The sequence below is a fragment of the Pandoraea norimbergensis genome, from assembly GCF_001465545.3.
Classification (GTDB): domain Bacteria; phylum Pseudomonadota; class Gammaproteobacteria; order Burkholderiales; family Burkholderiaceae; genus Pandoraea; species Pandoraea norimbergensis.
Window position 1 is genome coordinate 4,649,361 of record NZ_CP013480.3, and the last position, 18,916, is coordinate 4,668,276.

Here is an 18,916-nt window from a genome sequence, read left to right on the forward strand (position 1 = left end):
TGAAGGCCCGGCTCAGCGCACCGGCGTTGCCTTGCGCGTCACCGCACGCCACCACTGATGCAGACGCGAGCCTTGAGGGGCCTGTGCGTCCATTTGCGCTTGATGGTCGACGTGAAAGTGATGCAGGCACTCGGTGGGCAGCATCAGGGCTTGCGGATTGCTTCCGCGAAAGGTCATGGAGTAACGGAACACGGTGAATCTCCCGGCCGCCTGGCACCCTCCGGCCCGGCACGCGCGGTCAGTTCGCGTTCCTGTGCGGCAGACGGTCGGCAGAAAGCGACAACCGGCGTGCGCGCGGAATGCGAACGAACCTGCGTTGCGAGGCGTGAGACAGCCCGAACGGCAGACGTAAAACGAATAAGGGAGCGTGCTACGAACGACGGTCAGCTTCGGACTTGCCTTGCCCGGCTTGGCCACAATGGCAAAGCGGCAACGTGCAAGGCGACCGAAACTTACGTCAAAGGTGCGCGCCAACCCGACAAATGCGAGTTAGCGGCGGGAGATACCCGGGGGACTAACTCGCGGTGATGGTGTCGACCTGCGTCGACCGGCAACTACCACTAGAACAACTGTCCACGGAGAAATCTCCTGAGAGCTATGACGGCGCGATTTTACCTCCGAGTGCGTCGAAAGAAAAGTGACAAATCAACGTGTTACAAAATGATGACAAAAGCGGCTTTCCTCCGCGCCGGGGTTCGTCCAGAATCTGTCATGCTTTCGTCATAAACCGCCTGCCGGCGGCCGTCGATGCGCCGGCTCAAGGGTTTCAGCCCACGTTTCAGCCAGCGTATTGCCATGGGTCTCCGGTGCGGACTTCTCGCCCCTCGACGCCCTATGGAACAACTCAATCGCGCCCTCTTTCTGGCTATCAACGCCTCGCCGGCTGTCAGCGACGGTGAACTGGCCATCGCCATCTTTCTCGCCAAATACCTGATCCTGCTGCTGCCGGCCGGTCTCGTCATGCTCTGGCTGGCGGGCGGACGCGATCGCGAAGGCGCGGTGCACGGCCTGCTGGGTGTCGGGCTTGTCCTGCTAATCAACTTCGTGATCGGGCTGGCCTGGTTCGAACCGCGCCCGTTTGTCGTCGGTCTGGGTACCAATCTGCTGGCCCATGCGCCCACGAGCGCGTTCCCGAGCAACCATGCCTCGATTATGTTCGCGTCGGCCTTCGTGCTGATGGGCACGGCCGCACGCTCGCCGCGCGGGCTCGGCAAGCTGCTGTTGCTCTGCGCGCTGCCGGTTTGCTGGGCGCGCGTCTATCTCGGCGTGCACTGGCCGCTCGACATGCTCGGCGGGTTCTGCGTCTCGATCGTGGTCGCACTCATCATGCGCACGGCGTCGGCACGTGAGACGAGCCGCATCGTGGCCGCCATCTTCGAAGGCATTTATCGACGCTTGCTGGCTTGGCCGATTGCGCGCGGCTGGCTGCGTCGTTAAAACGTTTTCGCGAACGCTGAACACAAGACGGCGTCAGTACTGCGCGGGACTGGCCAGGCAACTGCGGGGAATCTGTGGGGGAACTGCGGAGAAACTGCGGAAAGAAGGTTGGGAGACTCGGGAGATCCGAATCTCCCAATGGTGCTGCGGAGACGTGAGTTAGCGGTGGTACTCGCCAGCGGCTTCAGGCTGGTAATCGATGCCGAGCAATTCCAGCTCGATCAGGTGGCCGCCCGGCACTTGCCAGTGAATCGACTCACCGATGCGCAGGCCGAGCAGTGCGCTGCCGACCGGGGCCAGTACTGAAATACCGCCTTCCGTGGCCGCCAGATGCTGCGGATAGACGAGCGTCACGCGATGCTCCTGCTGCGTGGCGAGATCACGGTAGCGCAACACCGAATTCATCGTGGCGACGTCGGCCGGCATTTGCTCGGGTTCGACGACACTCGCCCGGGCGAGCTCTGTTTCGAGTGCCTCCACATACGGCAATGCCGCGCGCGGGGCCTGCGCCATGAGCGCTTCGAGGCGGTCAAGGTCGAGAGTCGAGACAGTGATCGGAGGACGTTGCGAATTGACGGTGGACATGTCGATGGCCTTGTTTTTCCTTGGGCGTTGGGTGAATCGGTTGAAAGGTTGGCCTTCAATCTAACAGAAGCCCCGCGCGGCGAGAAGCCCTTGCCAGCCGGGCCAGCGCGTGCATCGGGCACCGCCACACGGGGTTCACCGAGGCCGTACAGGGGCCACATACGGGGCTGCAAGCGGGGCATATTGGCCCGAGTGGGCCCGGTTCCGCTAGAATCGACGCATTCGACGCCGCTGACCGACACCTGCCCGCGCGCCCTGCATGACGCGGGTGCTGCGCGACAAATGCCGGTCATCGGCGCGGCGTAACCTCCCTCTTCAACGCCGGCTAACCGACGCCCGACGTACCGCCTGCACAGTGCACCCGCCGTACGTCGCCGCGCATCGCCAAGCCGGCCTCATCAGGTAAAGCAGAAGTCATGTCCGCACACACTACGAACGACGCCCTTTTTGAACGCGCCCAGCAAACCATTCCCGGCGGCGTGAACTCGCCGGTCCGCGCGTTTCGCTCGGTCGGCGGCACGCCGCGCTTCATCGCCCGTGCACAAGGTCCGTACATGTGGGATGCCGAAGGCACGCGCTTCATCGATTACATCGGCTCGTGGGGCCCGATGATCGTGGGTCACCTGCACCCGGAAGTGGTCGCTGCCGTACAAACGGCCATGGCACAGGGCTTCAGCTTCGGCGCCCCGACCGAAGGCGAAGTCGTCATGGCCGAAGAGATCTGCCGCCTGGTGCCGTCCATCGAGCAGGTGCGTCTGGTGTCCTCGGGCACTGAGGCAACGATGAGCGCGCTGCGTCTGGCGCGTGGCTTCACGGGCCGCAACAAGATCGTCAAATTCGAAGGCTGCTATCACGGCCACGCCGACAGCCTGCTGGTCAAGGCCGGCTCGGGCCTGTTGACGTTTGCCGATTCGACGCGCAACGCGCCGTCCTCCGCCGGTGTGCCGCCCGAAGTGACGCGCGACACGCTCGTGCTGGAGTACAACAACGTCGAGCAACTGCGCGAACTGTTCGCGCAACAAGGCGGCGAGATCGGTGCCGTGATCGTGGAGCCGGTCGCCGGCAACATGAATCTCGTGCGTGGTTCGCGCAACTTCCTGCAAACGCTGCGTGAGCTCTGCACCGCGCATGGCGCCGTGCTGATTTTCGATGAAGTGATGTGCGGCTTCCGCGTGGGTCTGGGCGGTGCGCAAGCGCTGTACGGCATTACCGCTGACCTGACGTGTCTGGGCAAGGTCATCGGCGGCGGCATGCCGGCGGCAGCCTTCGGTGGACGCCGCGACATCATGGCGCATCTGGCCCCGCTCGGCGGCGTCTATCAGGCAGGCACGCTCTCGGGCAACCCGCTCGCCGTGGCCGCGGGGCTCGCCACGCTCAAGCTGATTCAGGCGCCCGGCTTCTATGAAGACCTGTCCAAGCGCACCTCGAAGCTGGTCGCCGGTCTGGTCGACGCCGCACAAGAGGCGGGTGTGCCGTTCTCGGGCGACAGCGTCGGCGGCATGTTCGGTCTTTACTTCCGCGCCAACGTGCCCGCGAGCTTCGCCGAAGTGACGACGTCCGACGTGCCGCGCTTCAACAAGTTCTTCCATGCGATGCTCGATCGCGGCGTCTATCTGGCGCCGAGCGCGTTCGAAGCGGGCTTCGTTTCGGCCACGCACGACGATACGGTGCTCGAAGCGACCCTCGACGCCGCCCGCGCAGCGTTCAAGACCATCGCCTGAACGGGGCGAAGGCCACGACGGCGTTACCGCATTTGTTGCCGCATTACATAACGATTCACTCCTGCTAAAACAAGGACACACATCATGCTCATGCTGCTGCCGACAAAGTTCCGTCAGACGTTCGCCGCCCGTCGCGGCACGTTCGCACGCTGGCTGGCGCTGGCATTCCTTACGTCGTTCCTCTCGGCCTGCGGCTACAACGACATTCAGGTCAAGGACGAAGCCGTCAAGGCCGCGTGGAGCGAAGTCGTCAACCAATATCAGCGCCGCGCCGATCTGGTGCCGAATCTGGTGAACACGGTCAAGGGCTACGCCACGCACGAACAGACCACGCTCACCGACGTGATCAACGCGCGCGCCAAGGCGACGAGCATTACGGTCACGCCGGAAACGCTCAACGACCCGGACGCGTTCAAGCGCTTCCAGCAGGCGCAGGGCGAACTCTCGGGCGCGCTCTCGCGCTTGATGGCGGTCTCGGAGAACTATCCGAACCTGAAGGCCGATGGTCTGTTCCGCGATCTGCAATCGCAACTGGAAGGCACGGAAAACCGCATTACCGTGGCGCGCAACCGCTACATCCAGTCGGTGCAGGACTACAACGTGTACGTGCGTCAGTTCCCGAACAACCTCACCGCCAAGATGTTCGGCTACGGACCGAAGCCGAACTTCACGGTCGAGAACGAGAAGGCGATTTCGACGGCGCCGACGGTCAAGTTCTGAGGATCGGGCCATGGCTGACGTCCTGATGCGTCGTTCGTTGCAATCGTGGGGCCTGTCTGGCCTCACGGTCTCAGCGCCTTCAATGGGGCGCGGGCTCGCGCGCCTGCTGTGGGCGCTGGCCCTCGCCTGTTTGTGCTGGCTGGCGCTGCCGGCCGGTGCCGAATCGCTCGTCGCAGTGCCAGCACTCACCGCGCGCGTGACCGACCTGACCGGCACGCTCACGCCCGAGCAACGCAATGCGCTCGAGACCCAGCTCGCTCAGTACGAACAACAGCGCGGCAGCCAGATCTTCGTGCTGATGGTGCCGACAACTGCGCCCGAGACCATCGACCAGTACAGCATTCGTGTGGCCGATGCGTGGAAAGCCGGTCGCAAGGGCGTGGATGACGGCGTGATCATGCTCATCGCGAAAGACAATCCGAACGACTTGCGCAAGATGCGCATCGAAGTCGGGCGCGGCGTGCAAGGCTCGCTCACCGATGCCATCTCCGGGCGTATTCTGCGCGACGTGATGGCACCGCATTTCCGCAGCGGCGACTTCTTCGGCGGTCTGGCCGCCGGTGTGGCTGCGGTGGAAGCGGCGATCAACAACGAAGCGCTGCCGGCACCGCAATTGCCGTCCACGCGCGCGCCGCACTCAAATCTTTCCGACTTTCTGCCGCTGCTGTTCATCGTCTTCATCATTGCGATGGTGGTGATCATGGAAAGCCGCCGGCGCTTCAAAGGCCCGGGCTTACCCGGCGCCCTGAGCGATCCGAACGACCCGCGCTCGCGGGTGCTGACCGGCCAGCGTGGCCGGATCGGCCCGGGTGGCTTTGGCGGCGGATTAGGTGGCGGGATTGGCGGTGGCTTAGGCGGTTTGGGTGGCCTTGGCGGCTGGGGACGCGGCGGCGGTGACGATAGCGGCGGCGGCGGTGGATTTGGCGGCGGAGGCGGCGGTTTCGATGGCGGCGGCTCGTCAGGGAACTGGTGAACGGCGATGGCACACGAGGAAATCGCGATGCAACATCGGCAACACAATCTCTCGCGCTGGCTGCGCCATCTCGGCACATGGCGCGCGCACGCCCGCTGGCTGTTCTCCGATAAAGCGCTCGACACGCTCGAAGCCGCGATTCGCGACTCCGAAGCCGATCATCGCTGCGAGATTCGTCTGGTGATCGAAGCGGCGATGCCGCTCGGCGCCGTCTGGCAGGGCCACACCTGCCGGCAGCGCGCCTTGCAATTGTTCCGCCAGCTCGGCATTGCCCACACGGGCGACCGGACCGGCATTCTGCTGTACATCAACATCGCCGATCACGATATCGAGCTGATCGCCGACAAGGGTGTCAATGCGCTGGTGGCACCGCGCACGTGGGACACCGTGGTCGCGCAGATGAGCGCCGGTTTTCGTGACGATCAGTATGTTCCGAGCGTGCTCGACGCTCTGGACACCTTGCGCGGCATTGCGCGCGAACACCTGCCGGCGCATGCCGGCGCGGCCCCGGACAATGCCTTGACCGACCGGCCGCTGATGATCTGACGGACCATGTTCTCGGAACAGGATTTTGCTTACATGCGCCGCGCGCTGGCTCTGGCCGAGCGCGGCATGTTCACCACCGCGCCGAATCCGCGCGTGGGGTGTGTGATCGTCAACGAAGGCCGGGTGATCGGCGAAGGTTTCACACAGCCGGCGGGTCAGGATCACGCCGAAGTGCAGGCCATGAAGGACGCCCGCACGCGCGGCGAAGCGCTGCGCGACGCCACAGCCTACGTAACGTTGGAGCCGTGCAGCCATTACGGCCGTACACCGCCTTGCGCAAAGGGCCTGATCGAAGCTGGCGTCAAGCGCGTGATCGCCGCGATGGAAGATCCGAATCCGCTCGTCGCCGGGCGCGGCCTGACGATGTTGCGCGATGCCGGTATCGAAGTGCGTTGCGGATTGCTCGAACAGGAAGCACGCGAACTCAATATCGGGTTTGTCGCACGCATGACGCGCGGCACGCCGTGGGTGCGCATGAAAGTGGCCGCCAGCCTCGATGGCAAGACGGCGCTGCACAACGGCGTGAGTCAATGGCTGACCGGGCCTGCGGCACGCGCCGATGGCCATGCATGGCGCGCCCGCGCTTGCGCCATTCTCACGGGTATCGGCACCGTTCGTGAAGACGATCCGTCGCTGACCGTGCGTGAAGTGCCGACGCCGCGTCAGCCGCTGCGCATCATCGTCGACTCGCGGCTAGATATTTCCTTGACCGCCAAAGTGCTTGCCGACGGTAACGCACTCGTGGTTTGTGCAAACGGCGACGAAGCACGTGTGGCGCGTCTGCGCGATCACGGCATCGATGTGCTCGACTTGCCCAACGCCAGCGGCAAGGTCGAACTCCCGGCACTGATGCGCGCGCTCGGCGAGCGGCAGATCAACGAGTTGCACGTGGAGGCGGGCTTCAAGCTCAACGGGTCATTGCTGCGCGAGCACTGCGTGGATGAACTGCTGGCATATTTCGCCCCCTGCATCGTCGGCGACGCACAAGGCATGTTCAATCTGCCCGCGCTCACATCGCTCGACGACAAGATCCCTCTCACGTTTTCGGACGTGCGGATGATCGAAGGCGATCTGCGCGTCATGGCGCGTATCAAGCGGACCTAAGACAACGCAATAGGAAAACGAAAAGCGGGGCGTGTCGATGTGACACGCCCCGCTTTTTCATTCAACCGCTTCGTGGTTTCGTCAGGGTGACGCTCAGACGTGGAAGCCCACGCTGCCCAGCTTTTCCATTTCCACCGACACGTACTGACCCGGCTTGATGTACTCGGCCGGCGTTGCGCCGCCAGCCATCACGATCCAGCCGGCTTGCAGCGGCTCACCCGCAGCGGCCGACAGACGTGCCGCCGCGACCAGCGAGCGCAACGGATGACCGAGCAGCGCCGCCGTTGAGCCGACCTGCACCGTGCGGCCGTTGATGGTCATCGCCAGTCCCAGATTCGAGAAATCCGTGCGCGGGTCGTGCCACGCACCGATCACGAAACCGCTCGACGAGGCGTTGTCCGCAATCACTTCCGGCAACGTGAACTTGAAGTCCTTGTAGCGCGAGTCGATGATCTCGATGGCCGGTGCAATCGCTTCGACCGCGGCCAGTGCCTGCGGGCCGGTCACGTTGCCCTCCAGCGGCTTCTTCAGAATGAAAGCGATCTCGGGCTCGACGCGCGGATGCACAAAGCGCTTGAAGTCGATGGCCGTGCCCTCTTCCACCTGCATGCCCGACGTAAGACGGCCCCAGATCACGTCCGAGAGACCCATCTGGACCATCTTGGCGCGGCTGGTGAAGCCCATCTTCACGCCGACACGCGTCTCGCCGCGCGCCGCACGGCGTGCCAGCGAAGCGGCCTGAATGGCGTACGCATCGTCGAGCGAGAGACGGTTATCGGTATCGAACTGTTCGACCTCGTGCGCGTGATGCGCGGCGTCGTCGAGCAGCTTGGCGTAATCCTGAATATGGCTCATCGTGCGGCCTCGCTGGCGGGTTCAAACACGGCGCGGACCGAGCCCAGGCCGTTGATACGGGTCTCGAAGATGTCGCCCGGCGTGACGGCCGCCATCGGGCCGAGCGCGCCGGAGAGCACCAGATCGCCCGCCTTGAGCGGCGTGCCCACGGCGGCCATCGTGCGGGCCAGCCACACCACCGCGTTGATCGGGCTGCCCAGACACGCGGCACCGGCGCCCACGGAGACCGGCTCGCCGCGGCGCTCCATCACCATGCCGCACAGGCGCACGTCGAACTCGGAGAGCTTCTTCGGCGTGTTGCCGAGCACATAGGCCGACGACGAGGCGTTGTCGGCAATCGTGTCGGTGATACGGATATTCCAGTCAGCCACGCGGCTGCCCACGATTTCGAGTGCGGGCAACGCATATTCGATGGCGTTCAAGACATCGAGCTGGCCCGGGTTGTCGACATTCAGATCGCGCCCGATCACGAAGGCGATCTCGGCTTCGATCTTCGGCTGCGTGAGAATCGATGCGGGAATTGGTTCGCCATCGCCATAGCCCATGTCGTCGAACAACAGGCCGAAGTCGGGCTGATCCACGCCAAGCTGCTTTTGCACGGCCACCGACGTCAGGCCGATCTTGCAGCCGACGACGCGGCGCCCGGCAGCGAGACGGCGCTCGGTGTTGATGCGCTGGATGGCATAGGCGTCTTCGATCGACAACGGCGCGAAAGTCTCGCGCAACGGGGCGATGAAGTGGCGTGAACGCTCGGCTTCGACGAGGGCGTCGGCGGCCGCTTGCAAACGTTGCTGATCGGTCGCCATTACGCGCCCGCCTTGGCCGGTGCAGCCGGCTCGTCCTTGGTGCGCTCACCCACAGCCCAGTGGGCGGCTGGGACCTGCGTCGCATAGACGCGAATCGATTCGAGCGGTGCGCCAAGCGTCTCGTGCACGGTGCGTGCCACGGCCTTGACGCAGGCTTTCACGGTGGCGTCGTCGCGACCTTCCACCAGATTGATATGTACGATAGGCATGACCCTGTCCTCGGAAATTGCCGCGTTGATGCTGTCGCTAGTCGCTTAAGCGAGCGGCTTCGACGGGCAATGATGCGCGCGCAACGAGATACCGTCCAATACCGTTTTTCCAGAATCTGATACCTTTTCGGTATTGAGTTTGGATTGAGCGATCAGGCTGACATCCGCCATGACGGCGGCGAATGCCCATCGCGACAAGGGTCTTCATGGACATCAAGCAGATGCGGTACTTCCTCGCTGTGGCCGAGGAAGGCAATTTCGGACGCGCCGCCGAGCGGCTGAACATGGCGCAGCCGCCGCTCACGCGGCACATTCAGGCGCTCGAAGCGCAACTGGGCACCCAGTTGTTCGTGCGCACCCCCAAGGGCGCGACGCTCACGGCCGCAGGCGAAACGCTGCTCGCCGAGGTGCCCAACATCCTGTCGCTTGCCCGGCGCGCGGAAGAACAGACACGTCTGGCCGGCGAAGGCTATATCGGGCGGCTCGACGTCGGCATCTTCAGCTCGGGCATTCTCAATGTGATTCCGCGCCTGCTCGCCAACTTTCACACGGCCCGGCCCGAGGTGAAGATCGGGCTGCACAACCTCTCGAAAGCCGAACAGATCGCCGCGCTTCGCGAGCGCCGCATCGCCATCGGCTTCAACCGCCTGATTCCGGACGAGCCCGACATTGCCGTCGACTGGATTCATCGCGAGCCGTTTCTCGTGGCGCTCTACGAGGGGCATCCGCTATGCAAGCGAACATCGCTCACGCTCGCCGATCTCGATAACGAACGGATGATTCTTTATCCGAACGCACCGATGCCGGGCTTGGCGGAAGAAGTGACGGCGGCCTTTCGTGCGGAGGGAGTGACGTTGCGCGTCGAGCAGGAGGCAGAGGACGTGGTGACGTCGATCGCGCTGGTGGCGAGCCGCTTCGGCATTTGCGTGACGACGGAGTCGGCGGCGAATCTGCGCTTACCCGGTGTGGTGTACCGGCCGCTCAAGTCGCAACGTCTGCGCTCCATTGAACTGAACTGCATGTATCGGCGCGACGACACGTCGCCGATTCTTGCGGCATTTCTGGCGCTGATCCGGCAGTCGCGAAATCACCGGCATGCGCTGACGATGTGAGGCCGAAACGGGTGATGTCCGCACTGAAAACAAAGCCGCTGAAATATACGCAATCGGATGCAAAGTAAAAATTTTGGATTTCAGTGGCGCACGGATTGTATCCAAAATGTCCTGATGACTTAAGGCGTCTCGTAAATCATCGTGGCCCCGATTTGTGCGGCAAGTCGAAATGCTGCGCTGCACCTATCTGCGTAGTACTACGGAGTGTCCTTGTGACGCCTCCGATATTCGCCATCCGACCCCTTTGAAATCCTTTATCCATGCGGGTCTCCAGACCCCTTGGGATAGTGGTTCCAATTGGACTCCGTATTACGCTAACATGGCGCATCGTTCGCACCTCATGGGGTGGGAATGATCGAATAAACAGGTTCAGCAGTCGCTTAAGACCACCGCACGCTCGGGTAGTCAAAAAAATACAAATCAAGGAGATGTCCACAATGCAGTTCCGTCACAAATCCCTGTTCGTCGCCGCTGCGCTCGCCTTCATTGGTACGGCTGCCAATGCCGAGACCGTCAAAATCGCCATCGCCGGTCCGTTCAGCGGCTCGGTTGCCCAATACGGCGACATGGTCAAGGCCGGCGCGCTGACCGCGATTGAAGAAATCAATGCGGCCGGTGGCGTCAACGGCAACAAGTTTGAAGCGGTCATGATGGACGATGCGTGCGAGCCGAAGCAGGCCGTCGCTGTCGCCAACAAGATCGTCAGCCAGAAGATCAAGTACGTGATCGGTCACGTGTGCTCGGGTTCGACGATTCCGGCATCGGACATCTACGAAAACGAAGGCGTGGTGATGATCACCCCGTCGGCCACGGCCCCGCAACTGACCGAAGGCAAGAAGCGCCACTTCATCTTCCGCACGATCGGTCGTGACGATCAGCAAGGCCCGGCGGCTGCCCAGTACATCATCAACAAGGTCAAGCCGAAGAAGGTTGCCGTGCTGCATGACAAGCAGTCGTACGGTCAGGGCATTGCCACCTCGGTGAAGAAGGACCTCGACGCGGCCAAGATTCCGGTCGTGCTGTTCGAAGGCATCAACGCCGGCGACTCGGATTACTCGGCCGTCATCACCAAGCTCAAGGCGCAAGGTGTCGACTTCGTGTACTTCGGCGGCTACCACCCGGAAATGGGTCTGCTGCTGCGTCAGGCACGTGAGCAAGGCGTGAAGGCCACGTTCATGGGACCGGAAGGCGTGGGCAACAAGGACGTGACGGCCATCGCCGGCCCGTCGTCGGAAGGCATGCTGGTCACGCTGCCGGCCGACTTCGCCGCAGACCCGGCCAACGCCAAGCTGGTGAAGGCATTTGCCGACGCCAAGCGCGATCCGAACGGTCCGTTCCAGATGCCGGCTTACACGGGCGTGCAACTGATCGCCAAGAGCATTGCCGGCGCGAAGAGCACCGACTCGGAGAAGGTTGCCGATTACCTGCACAAGAACACGTTCGACACGCCGATCGGCAAGGTGTCCTACGATGCAGCCGGCGATCTGAAGTCGTTCAAGTTCGTCGTCTACACGTGGCACAAAGACGCGACCAAGACGGCCGCCAACTGATTCCCTGACGCTTTAAAGGCCAGCGAATCACCCCCTGCCGCCCGCCGATTCCGGCGGGCGGCGCGCATTCGCGCTCGGCCCCCGCACGTCGCGAGGCTTCCCGCATGAACGAATTTTTCCCACAGCTCGCCCAGCAACTGGTCAATGGCCTGACGCTGGGTGCGATCTACGCGTTGATTGCCATTGGCTACACAATGGTCTACGGCATCATCGGCATGATCAACTTTGCCCACGGCGAGATCTATATGATCGGTGCCTACGTCGGGCTTGTCACACTGACTGCAATCGGTACGTCGGCGGGCTATCCCCTGCCCCTCGTACTGGGCGCAGCGCTGCTGGTAGCGGTGCTGATCACGGGCCTGTACGGCTTCGCGATCGAGCGGGTGGCTTATCGCCCGCTGCGCGGCGGCCCCCGCCTTGGACCACTGATCTCCGCGATCGGTATGTCCATCTTCCTGCAAAACTACGTGCAGATCGGTCAGGGCGCGCGTGACGTGTCCGTGCCGATGCTGATCTCGGGTGCCATCGATATTCCGATGGGCGACTTCACCGTGACCATTCCGTACGCCCGCATGCTGATCATGGGTGTCACGCTCGCGTTGATGATTGCGCTCACGCTGTTCATCGCCAACTCGCGCATGGGCCGTGCCTGCCGCGCGTGTGCCGAAGACATGCGCATGGCCAACCTGCTCGGCATCGATACGAATCGCGTGATCTCGTTCACGTTCATCCTCGGCGCCATGCTCGCGGCCGTGGGCGGCGTGCTGATCGGCCTGACCATCGGCAAGCTCAATCCGTATATCGGCTTCATTGCCGGCATCAAGGCCTTCACGGCCGCAGTGCTCGGCGGTATCGGCAGCATTCCCGGCGCCATGCTGGGCGGTGTGCTGCTGGGGCTGGCGGAAACGCTCGCGTCGGGCTACATGCCCTCCGAGTACAAGGATGTCGTGGCCTTCGGCCTGCTGGTGCTGGTGCTGCTGTTCCGCCCGACCGGCCTGCTGGGCAAGCCTGACATCGAGAAAGTCTGAGGTCGACCATGACACAACAACTCACGCTCAAGTCCGGCGCCGTCAACCGTGCGCCGGCCGGAGAGACGCTCAAGGGCGCGGTCATCGCCACGCTCGTGACGATCATCCTCACGGCCCCCATCCTGGGCCTGCAACTGAAGCTCGAAGGCTATCAGGTCGTGCTGGAGCAACACTGGCGTCCCGTGTGGATCGCCGCCGCGATCGTGTTCATCTTCCAGATGATCAAGCCGATGCTGCTGCGCTCCAAGCGCGCGGTGAAGCTGCCGACCATGCCCACGCTGGGCCGCCGTCAGCAACTGCTCGCGATGTGGGTGCTGCTCGCCATCGGACTCGTGTGGCCGTTTGTCGGCTCACGCGGTGCGGTGGACGTGGCAACGCTGGCGCTCATCTACTGCATTCTGGGTCTCGGCCTGAATATCGTGGTGGGCTTCGCCGGTCTGCTCGATCTGGGCTACGTCGGCTTCTACGCCGTCGGTGGCTACACGTACGCGCTGCTCAATCAGTACTTCGGTCTGACGTTCTGGGAATGCCTGCCGCTGGCCGCACTCATGTCGGCAACGTTCGGCTTCCTGCTCGGCTTCCCGGTGCTGCGTCTGCGCGGTGACTATCTGGCCATCGTGACGCTCGGCTTCGGCGAAATCATCCGCCTGCTGCTCAACAACCTGACGAGCATCACCGGTGGCCCGGACGGCGTGTCGGGCATTCCGAAGCCCAGCGTGTTCGGCTTCGAAATGGCGCGCTCGTCGAGCGTCGAAGGAGCGAAGACTTTCCATGAGTTGCTGGGCATGTCGTACAGCGGCTCGCACATGGTGATCTTTCTGTACCTGCTCGCGTTCGTGCTGGTCGGCTTCACGCTGTTCGTTACCAGCCGCCTGATCCGCATGCCGATCGGCCGTGCGTGGGAAGCGCTGCGCGAAGACGAAATCGCCTGCCGCTCGCTCGGCCTGAACCCCACGCGCATCAAGCTCTCGGCGTTCACGCTGGGCGCGTCGTTCGCGGGGCTGGCCGGTGCGTTCTTTGCGGCACGCCAAGGGCTCGTGACACCCGAGTCGTTCACGTTCATCGAATCGGCGCTGATTCTCGCCGTCGTGGTGCTGGGCGGCATGGGCTCGCAGGTCGGCGTGATTCTCGCGGCCATCCTGCTCACCGTGTTGCCGGAAGTGGCGCGCGGTTTTGCCGAGTACCGGATGCTGATCTTCGGTCTGGTGATGGTGCTGATGATGATGTGGCGTCCGCAGGGCCTGCTGCCCGCCACTCGCCCGCATGTGGAGTTGCCGCAATGAGTGCAGACCTGTTGAAACTTTCCGGCTTGCAGATGCGCTTCGGCGGTCTGCTGGCTGTCGACGGCGTCGAGTTCGCCGTGCGCAAGAACGAAATCTTCGCCGTGATCGGCCCGAACGGTGCCGGCAAGACCACCGTGTTCAACTGCGTGGGCGGTTTCTATCGCCCTACTGCCGGTTCGATCATGCTCGATGGCGGCGACATCACCGGGCTGCCGAGCCATATGGTGGCGCGTCGCGGGCTGGTGCGTACGTTCCAGAACATTCGCCTGTTCCGCCAATTGACCGTGGTCGAAAACCTGCTGGTCGCGCAGCACATGCGCGTGCACAGCGGTTTTCTGCAAGGGCTCTTCTCGACCGGCGCTTTCCGTCGCGCCGAGCGCACCGCCCTTGAGCGCGCCAAGCACTGGCTCGACCGTCTGGGTTTGACGGCTGTGGCCAATCGCGAGGCCGGCACGCTCTCGTACGGACATCAGCGCCGGCTGGAAATCGCGCGCTGCATGATCACCGAGCCGCGCCTGCTCATGCTCGACGAACCGGCTGCCGGTCTGAATCCGCAGGAAAAGATCGAGTTGCAACAACTCGTCGACAACCTGCGCCATGAGTTCGGGATCTCGGTGCTGCTGATCGAGCACGACATGAGTCTCGTGATGGGTGTTTCCGACCGGATTCTCGTGATGGAACACGGCAAGCCGATCATGACCGGCAAGCCCGACGAGGTGCGCAACGACCCGCGCGTCATCAAGGCCTACCTCGGGGAGGAATAATGCTGAAGCTGGAACAGATCCACACCCATTACGGGGCCGTCGAAGCGCTCTCGGGCGTATCGATCGAAGTGAACAAGGGCGAGATCGTCACGCTCATCGGCAGTAACGGCGCGGGCAAAACCACGCTGATGATGACGGTATGCGGCACGCCGCGTGCGTCGAGCGGGCGCGTGATGTTCGAAGGCAACGACATCACCGGCAGCCCGACGCACGAAATCATGCGCATGGGCATGGCGATTTCGCCGGAAGGCCGTCGCGTGTTCCCGAGTCTGACCGTCATCGAGAACCTCAAGATGGGCGGTTTTTTCGGGTCCAAGCATGAGATCGAAGCGGGCATGGAGCACGTCTTCAAGCTGTTTCCGCGGCTGGCGCAGCGCGGTAAGCAACGCGCGGGCACGATGTCCGGCGGCGAGCAGCAGATGCTTGCCATCGGGCGCGCGTTGATGAGCCGTCCGCGCCTGCTGCTGCTCGATGAGCCGACGCTGGGTCTCGCACCGCTCGTGATCGCGCAGATCTTCGACATCATCCGCACGATTCGCGAAGAAGGCGTGACGGTGTTTCTGGTCGAGCAGAACGCGAACAAGGCCTTGCACGTCGCCGATCGCGGCTACGTGCTCGAAACCGGACGCGTGGTGCTCGCCGACTCGGCCGACAACCTGCTGGCGAACGACGATATCAAGCGCGCTTATCTCGGCGCGTGATGGGTGCAGTCGCCGCGCCAAGGCGACGTCGACACGTCATGTGAGCGATAAGGCCTGAGTGCAAAAAGGGGACACGTTTTCGCGTGTCCCCTTTTTCATTTCAGCGCCCGCTCGTCGACATCAAGTCATTGATGCCTGCGCATCAGCGTCACTTCATCAGTTCGACCAACTGATCGAGCGCCTTGCCCCAACCGTCGTGGAAGCCCATCGCTTCGTGCTGCGCACGCGTGGTCTCGTCGCCATGCATCGCGATCGCCGTGTAACGTGTGCCCTTGCCATGCGCCTCCATCAACACGGCCGCCGTGAAGTGGAAGCCGCCATGTTCGGCGACCGGCGCAGGCGCGGGACGAAAACCCGGCAGCACTGCGTTGGTCCACACGAGGCGCGAATTCTCCTCCACTTCCAGATAGCAGCCGACGTTGGGGAATTGCTGCCCCTCCGGCGAGCGCATCACGGTGTGAAAAAGGCCACCCGGGCGTAGATCGATCTCGCACTCGACGGTCTGCCACGGCGCTGGAGTGAACCACTTCTTGAGATGTTCCGGCTGCGTCCATGCCGCCCACACACGCTCACACGGCACGTCGACGTAACGTTCGAGCACCAGATCGAGTTTGGGGTCGACCGAGAAAAGATTGGCATGGCTCATTAGGGTGTCTCCTTCATCTGCAACAGGTAGTTGTCGAGTTGATCGAGCCGGCGCGTCCACTTGTCGCGCTGCAATTGCAGCCAGTCCTGCGCGCTCGCCAACGTTTCGGTCTCGAGCGCATAAGTGCGCACGCGGCCCGCTTTGGTTGAGACCACCAGTCCGCAATCCTCAAGCAGCTTCAGGTGCTGCGAGAACGACGGCAACGCCATCGAAAACGGTTGCGCCAGCTCGCTCACCGACGCCGGACCGAACGTCAGACGTTCGACCACCGCCCGGCGTGTTGGATCCGAAAGCGCCTGAAAGACCCGATCGAGAGGGATGGAATGGTTAGTCATGTGCCTAACTATAGTGATCGGCATTACTTAGGTCAAGACCTTTGTTTCTGTCACGCATCGAGATAAAACCGGGATATCTGCGACCGGTCGACAGAATCGTCCGATGAACCTGGCAGACGGCAACACAAATGTCCGCGTTCGCCGGTTTTCAGGGCGATCCGACACGAGAATCGGGCGCAGCCGTGCACCGGCTTGGCGTAGAATAGAGCCTTTCCAAATTCAGCCCCCGCGTCGCCCGCTATGCCGTTGGCCACTACAGAAGAAATCATTGCCGAGCTCAAGGCCGGCCGCATGGTAGTCCTCGTCGATGAAGAAGATCGCGAGAACGAAGGCGATCTCGTCATGGCAGCTGAGTTCGCAACGCCGGAAGCCATCAATTTCATGGCGAAGTACGGGCGCGGGCTCATTTGCCTCACGCTCACGCAGGCGCGCTGCAAGCAGCTCAATCTGCCGTTGATGACCTATCGCAACGGCACGCAGTACGGCACCGCGTTCACGCTGTCGATCGAAGCCGCCGAGGGCGTGACCACCGGCATTTCGGCCGCCGACCGCGCGTATACCGTCAAGACCGCAATTGCCAAGGAAGCGCGCCCGGAGGACATCGTCCAGCCGGGTCACGTGTTCCCGATCATGGCGCAGCCGGGCGGTGTGCTGGTTCGTGCAGGTCACACCGAAGCCGGTTGCGACCTGACGGCGATGGCCGGCCTCACGCCCGCCGCCGTGATCTGCGAGATCATGAACGACGACGGCACGATGGCACGCCTGCCGGAACTGCTGGTATTCGCCGAGCAACACGACATCAAGATCGGCACCATCGTCGATCTGATCCATTACCGCAGCCGCACCGAATCGATGATCGAAACGGTTGCCACGCGCGAAATGCAAACCGCATGGGGCCCGTTCCAGGCCACGCTGTATCGCGACAAGCCGAGCGGCAACCCGCATCTCGCGCTGGTACGCGGCACGCCGTCGCCGGACGACGAAACGCTGGTGCGCGTGCACGAGCCGCTGTCCGTGCTCGATCTGCTCGAAACCGGTGTGTCCACCCACTCGTGGACGCTCGCCGGCGCGATGAAGGCGATTGCGGAAAACGGCAAGGGTGTGGTGGTGCTGCTGAACTGCGTGGAAACGCCCGACCATCTGTTCGGCCAGTTCGAAGCCCTCGACGAAACCGAGAAGGCCGCGCGCGCCAAGCGCCGCCCGGTGGACTTCCGTACGCACGGCGTCGGCGCGCAGATCCTGCGCGAGCTGGGTGTCGGTAAAATGCGTGTGCTCTCGAGCCCGCGCAAGATTCCGAACATGGCAGGTTATGGCCTTGAGGTCACCGGCTTCCAGCCGATGCCCGGCGCCGAAGTTGCCTGAGCAACATTGAATCATTGCCCCGCCGTCTGACGGCGGGGGTATGACAACGCCGAGCGGCGCTCCTCGCGGGCCCGCTGGCACTACGTAGGCCGCACCGCCTGGACGGTACTTTTTTAAGGAAGCCCATTATGGACATCGGACAATACCAGCCGGAACTCGACGGTGAAGGCCTTCGCGTGGGCATCGTGCAGGCGCGTTTCAACGATGCGGTTTGCACGGCATTGCGTGACGCCGCCATTGCCGAACTCGACCGTCTGGGTGTCGACGGCGAAGACGTGCTGCTCGTGTCGGTGCCCGGCGCATTGGAAATCCCGCTGGCATTGCAGAAGATGGCCGAAAGCGGTCAGTTCGACGCCCTCATCGCGCTGGGCGCGGTGATTCGCGGCGAAACGTACCATTTCGAGCTGGTCTCGAACGAAAGCGGTGCCGGCATTACGCGCATCGGCCTCGATTTCGGTATTCCCATCGCTAACGCGGTGCTTACTACCGAGAACGACGAACAGGCCGAAGTGCGCGCCGCCGAGAAGGGTCGCGATGCGGCCCGCGTGGCGGTGGAAATGGCCAATTTGCTCGAAGCCCTGGATGTACTGAACGGCGACGACGAAGCGGATGAAGACGAAGACGAAGAAGAGGAAGATCGGTAATGAAGAGTGCTCGCCGCCGCGCGCGCGAATTTGCGCTGCAAGGGTTGTATCAATGGCTGCTCTCGCGCGACCACGCGGGTGAGATCGATGCGCATCTGCGCACCACCCCGGGCTACGACAAGGCTGACCGCGCCCACCTGGATGCCCTGCTCCACGGCAGCATCCGTGAAGCGGATGCCTTGTCGCTGCAACTGCAACCGTACCTTGACCGTCCGGCAGCCGAGCTGTCGCCGGTCGAGCACGGGGTGCTCGTGCTCGGTGCCTACGAACTGATTCACCACCTGGACATTCCGTACCGCGTGGTGATCAACGAGGCAGTGGAGTTGGCCAAGACCTTTGGCGGCGTGGAAGGCTTCCGTTATGTGAACGGTGTGCTCGACAAGTTCTCGGCGGAAGTGCGCCCGGACGAAGTCGCCGCCAATCGCGGCGGACGCGGCAAGAGCGCCTGATAGCGTCTGAAGTCCCGGGAATTCGTCAGCCCCCATGTGCGCCGACGAATTCCCGCCAGTTCTCCCCGCTGCATCCCCCCTCCACC

The 18,916-nt window shown here is 63.1% G+C and carries 22 protein-coding genes; 15 read left to right on the forward strand and 7 right to left on the reverse strand.

From position 1 onward, the window contains the following. Positions 1–12 precede the first annotated feature (12 nt). Complete coding sequence (locus tag AT302_RS27730) at positions 13–192, reverse strand: hypothetical protein (protein ID WP_157125842.1); 180 nt, start codon at positions 190–192, stop codon at positions 13–15. A 642-nt stretch (positions 193–834) separates the two neighbouring features. On the opposite strand from AT302_RS27730, the gene AT302_RS20230 reads away from it, so the two are divergent. Continuing rightward, positions 835–1,437 (forward strand): phosphatase PAP2 family protein, encoded by a 603-nt coding sequence (locus tag AT302_RS20230; protein ID WP_058375554.1) that lies wholly within the window; start codon positions 835–837, stop codon positions 1,435–1,437. A 159-nt stretch (positions 1,438–1,596) separates the two neighbouring features. Here the strand turns inward: AT302_RS20230 and rnk are convergent, their stop codons facing one another. Beyond that, positions 1,597–2,022 carry a nucleoside diphosphate kinase regulator gene (gene rnk / locus AT302_RS20235; protein WP_058375555.1) on the reverse strand — a complete coding sequence of 142 codons (426 nt, stop codon included), beginning with the start codon at positions 2,020–2,022 and terminating at the stop codon, positions 1,597–1,599. A 416-nt stretch (positions 2,023–2,438) separates the two neighbouring features. Between rnk and hemL the strand changes: the two genes are divergently transcribed. The 5 genes from hemL (at position 2,439) to ribD (ending at position 7,086) form a co-directional block, all read left to right on the forward strand. Continuing rightward, positions 2,439–3,743 (forward strand): glutamate-1-semialdehyde 2,1-aminomutase, encoded by a 1,305-nt coding sequence (hemL, locus tag AT302_RS20240; RefSeq protein ID WP_058375556.1) that lies wholly within the window; start codon positions 2,439–2,441, stop codon positions 3,741–3,743. A gap of 90 nt (positions 3,744–3,833) precedes the next feature. Then, complete coding sequence (locus tag AT302_RS20245) at positions 3,834–4,463, forward strand: LemA family protein (RefSeq protein WP_058379812.1); 630 nt, start codon at positions 3,834–3,836, stop codon at positions 4,461–4,463. A gap of 82 nt (positions 4,464–4,545) precedes the next feature. Next, positions 4,546–5,436 (forward strand): TPM domain-containing protein, encoded by an 891-nt coding sequence (locus AT302_RS20250; RefSeq protein WP_058379813.1) that lies wholly within the window; start codon positions 4,546–4,548, stop codon positions 5,434–5,436. Between the two features lie 27 nt (positions 5,437–5,463). Next, complete coding sequence (locus tag AT302_RS20255; protein WP_058375557.1) at positions 5,464–5,982, forward strand: TPM domain-containing protein; 519 nt, start codon at positions 5,464–5,466, stop codon at positions 5,980–5,982. Positions 5,983–5,988: 6 nt separating this feature from the next. Continuing rightward, positions 5,989–7,086, forward strand: a complete 1,098-nt coding sequence (ribD, locus tag AT302_RS20260) for a bifunctional diaminohydroxyphosphoribosylaminopyrimidine deaminase/5-amino-6-(5-phosphoribosylamino)uracil reductase RibD (RefSeq protein WP_058375558.1) — start codon at positions 5,989–5,991, stop codon at positions 7,084–7,086. A 93-nt stretch (positions 7,087–7,179) separates the two neighbouring features. On the opposite strand, the gene AT302_RS20265 is transcribed toward ribD, so the two are convergent. From AT302_RS20265 to AT302_RS20275, 3 genes are read right to left on the reverse strand one after another with little or no spacing between them, the layout of a single operon-like run. After that, entirely contained in the window at positions 7,180–7,941 is a 762-nt protein-coding gene (locus AT302_RS20265; protein WP_058375559.1) for a 2-keto-4-pentenoate hydratase, read from the reverse strand. Beyond that, a complete protein-coding gene (locus tag AT302_RS20270; protein WP_058375560.1) occupies positions 7,938–8,747 on the reverse strand; it encodes a 2-keto-4-pentenoate hydratase in 810 nt (269 codons plus the stop codon). Before AT302_RS20270 ends, AT302_RS20265 begins: the two co-directional genes overlap by 4 nt. Beyond that, positions 8,747–8,956: a tautomerase family protein gene (locus tag AT302_RS20275; protein ID WP_023597244.1), complete on the reverse strand. Its 210-nt coding sequence runs from the start codon at positions 8,954–8,956 to the stop codon at positions 8,747–8,749. Before AT302_RS20275 ends, AT302_RS20270 begins: the two co-directional genes overlap by 1 nt. 206 nt (positions 8,957–9,162) lie before the next feature. Here AT302_RS20275 and AT302_RS20280 point away from each other — a divergent pair, with 206 nt between their 5' ends. The 6 genes from AT302_RS20280 to AT302_RS20305 all read left to right on the forward strand — a co-directional run bounded on the left by AT302_RS20280 (position 9,163) and on the right by AT302_RS20305 (position 15,394). Continuing rightward, positions 9,163–10,068, forward strand: coding sequence for a LysR substrate-binding domain-containing protein (locus tag AT302_RS20280; RefSeq protein WP_058375561.1), 906 nt, complete (start codon positions 9,163–9,165; stop codon positions 10,066–10,068). Positions 10,069–10,505: 437 nt separating this feature from the next. Next, the gene (locus tag AT302_RS20285; RefSeq protein ID WP_087687373.1) at positions 10,506–11,618 is read left to right on the forward strand and encodes a branched-chain amino acid ABC transporter substrate-binding protein; all 1,113 of its coding nucleotides are present in this window, start codon (positions 10,506–10,508) and stop codon (positions 11,616–11,618) included. 104 nt (positions 11,619–11,722) lie between these two features. After that, positions 11,723–12,646 (forward strand): high-affinity branched-chain amino acid ABC transporter permease LivH, encoded by a 924-nt coding sequence (livH, locus tag AT302_RS20290; RefSeq protein ID WP_058375563.1) that lies wholly within the window; start codon positions 11,723–11,725, stop codon positions 12,644–12,646. Between the two features lie 8 nt (positions 12,647–12,654). Next, positions 12,655–13,929 (forward strand): high-affinity branched-chain amino acid ABC transporter permease LivM, encoded by a 1,275-nt coding sequence (locus AT302_RS20295; protein WP_058375564.1) that lies wholly within the window; start codon positions 12,655–12,657, stop codon positions 13,927–13,929. After that, the gene (gene livG, locus AT302_RS20300; protein WP_058375565.1) at positions 13,926–14,693 is read left to right on the forward strand and encodes a high-affinity branched-chain amino acid ABC transporter ATP-binding protein LivG; all 768 of its coding nucleotides are present in this window, start codon (positions 13,926–13,928) and stop codon (positions 14,691–14,693) included. Before AT302_RS20295 ends, livG begins: the two co-directional genes overlap by 4 nt. Then, positions 14,693–15,394, forward strand: a complete 702-nt coding sequence (locus AT302_RS20305; protein WP_058375566.1) for an ABC transporter ATP-binding protein — start codon at positions 14,693–14,695, stop codon at positions 15,392–15,394. Before livG ends, AT302_RS20305 begins: the two co-directional genes overlap by 1 nt. Positions 15,395–15,542: 148 nt before the next feature. On the opposite strand, the gene AT302_RS20310 is transcribed toward AT302_RS20305, so the two are convergent. Beyond that, a complete protein-coding gene (locus tag AT302_RS20310; protein WP_058375567.1) occupies positions 15,543–16,040 on the reverse strand; it encodes an SRPBCC family protein in 498 nt (165 codons plus the stop codon). Then, entirely contained in the window at positions 16,040–16,375 is a 336-nt protein-coding gene (locus AT302_RS20315; RefSeq protein ID WP_058375568.1) for an ArsR/SmtB family transcription factor, read from the reverse strand. The genes AT302_RS20310 and AT302_RS20315 overlap by 1 nt, the downstream gene beginning before the upstream one ends. A 240-nt stretch (positions 16,376–16,615) precedes the next feature. Between AT302_RS20315 and ribBA the strand changes: the two genes are divergently transcribed. From ribBA to nusB, 3 genes are all read left to right on the forward strand, one after another. Continuing rightward, positions 16,616–17,737 carry a bifunctional 3,4-dihydroxy-2-butanone-4-phosphate synthase/GTP cyclohydrolase II gene (ribBA, locus tag AT302_RS20320; RefSeq protein ID WP_058375569.1) on the forward strand — a complete coding sequence of 374 codons (1,122 nt, stop codon included), beginning with the start codon at positions 16,616–16,618 and terminating at the stop codon, positions 17,735–17,737. Positions 17,738–17,865: 128 nt separating this feature from the next. Continuing rightward, positions 17,866–18,381 carry a 6,7-dimethyl-8-ribityllumazine synthase gene (gene ribH, locus AT302_RS20325; RefSeq protein WP_058375570.1) on the forward strand — a complete coding sequence of 172 codons (516 nt, stop codon included), beginning with the start codon at positions 17,866–17,868 and terminating at the stop codon, positions 18,379–18,381. Further along, on the forward strand, positions 18,381–18,830 hold the full coding sequence (nusB, locus tag AT302_RS20330; protein WP_058375571.1) for a transcription antitermination factor NusB: 450 nt from the start codon (positions 18,381–18,383) through the stop codon (positions 18,828–18,830). Before ribH ends, nusB begins: the two co-directional genes overlap by 1 nt. The last annotated feature ends 86 nt before the right edge of the window (positions 18,831–18,916 follow it).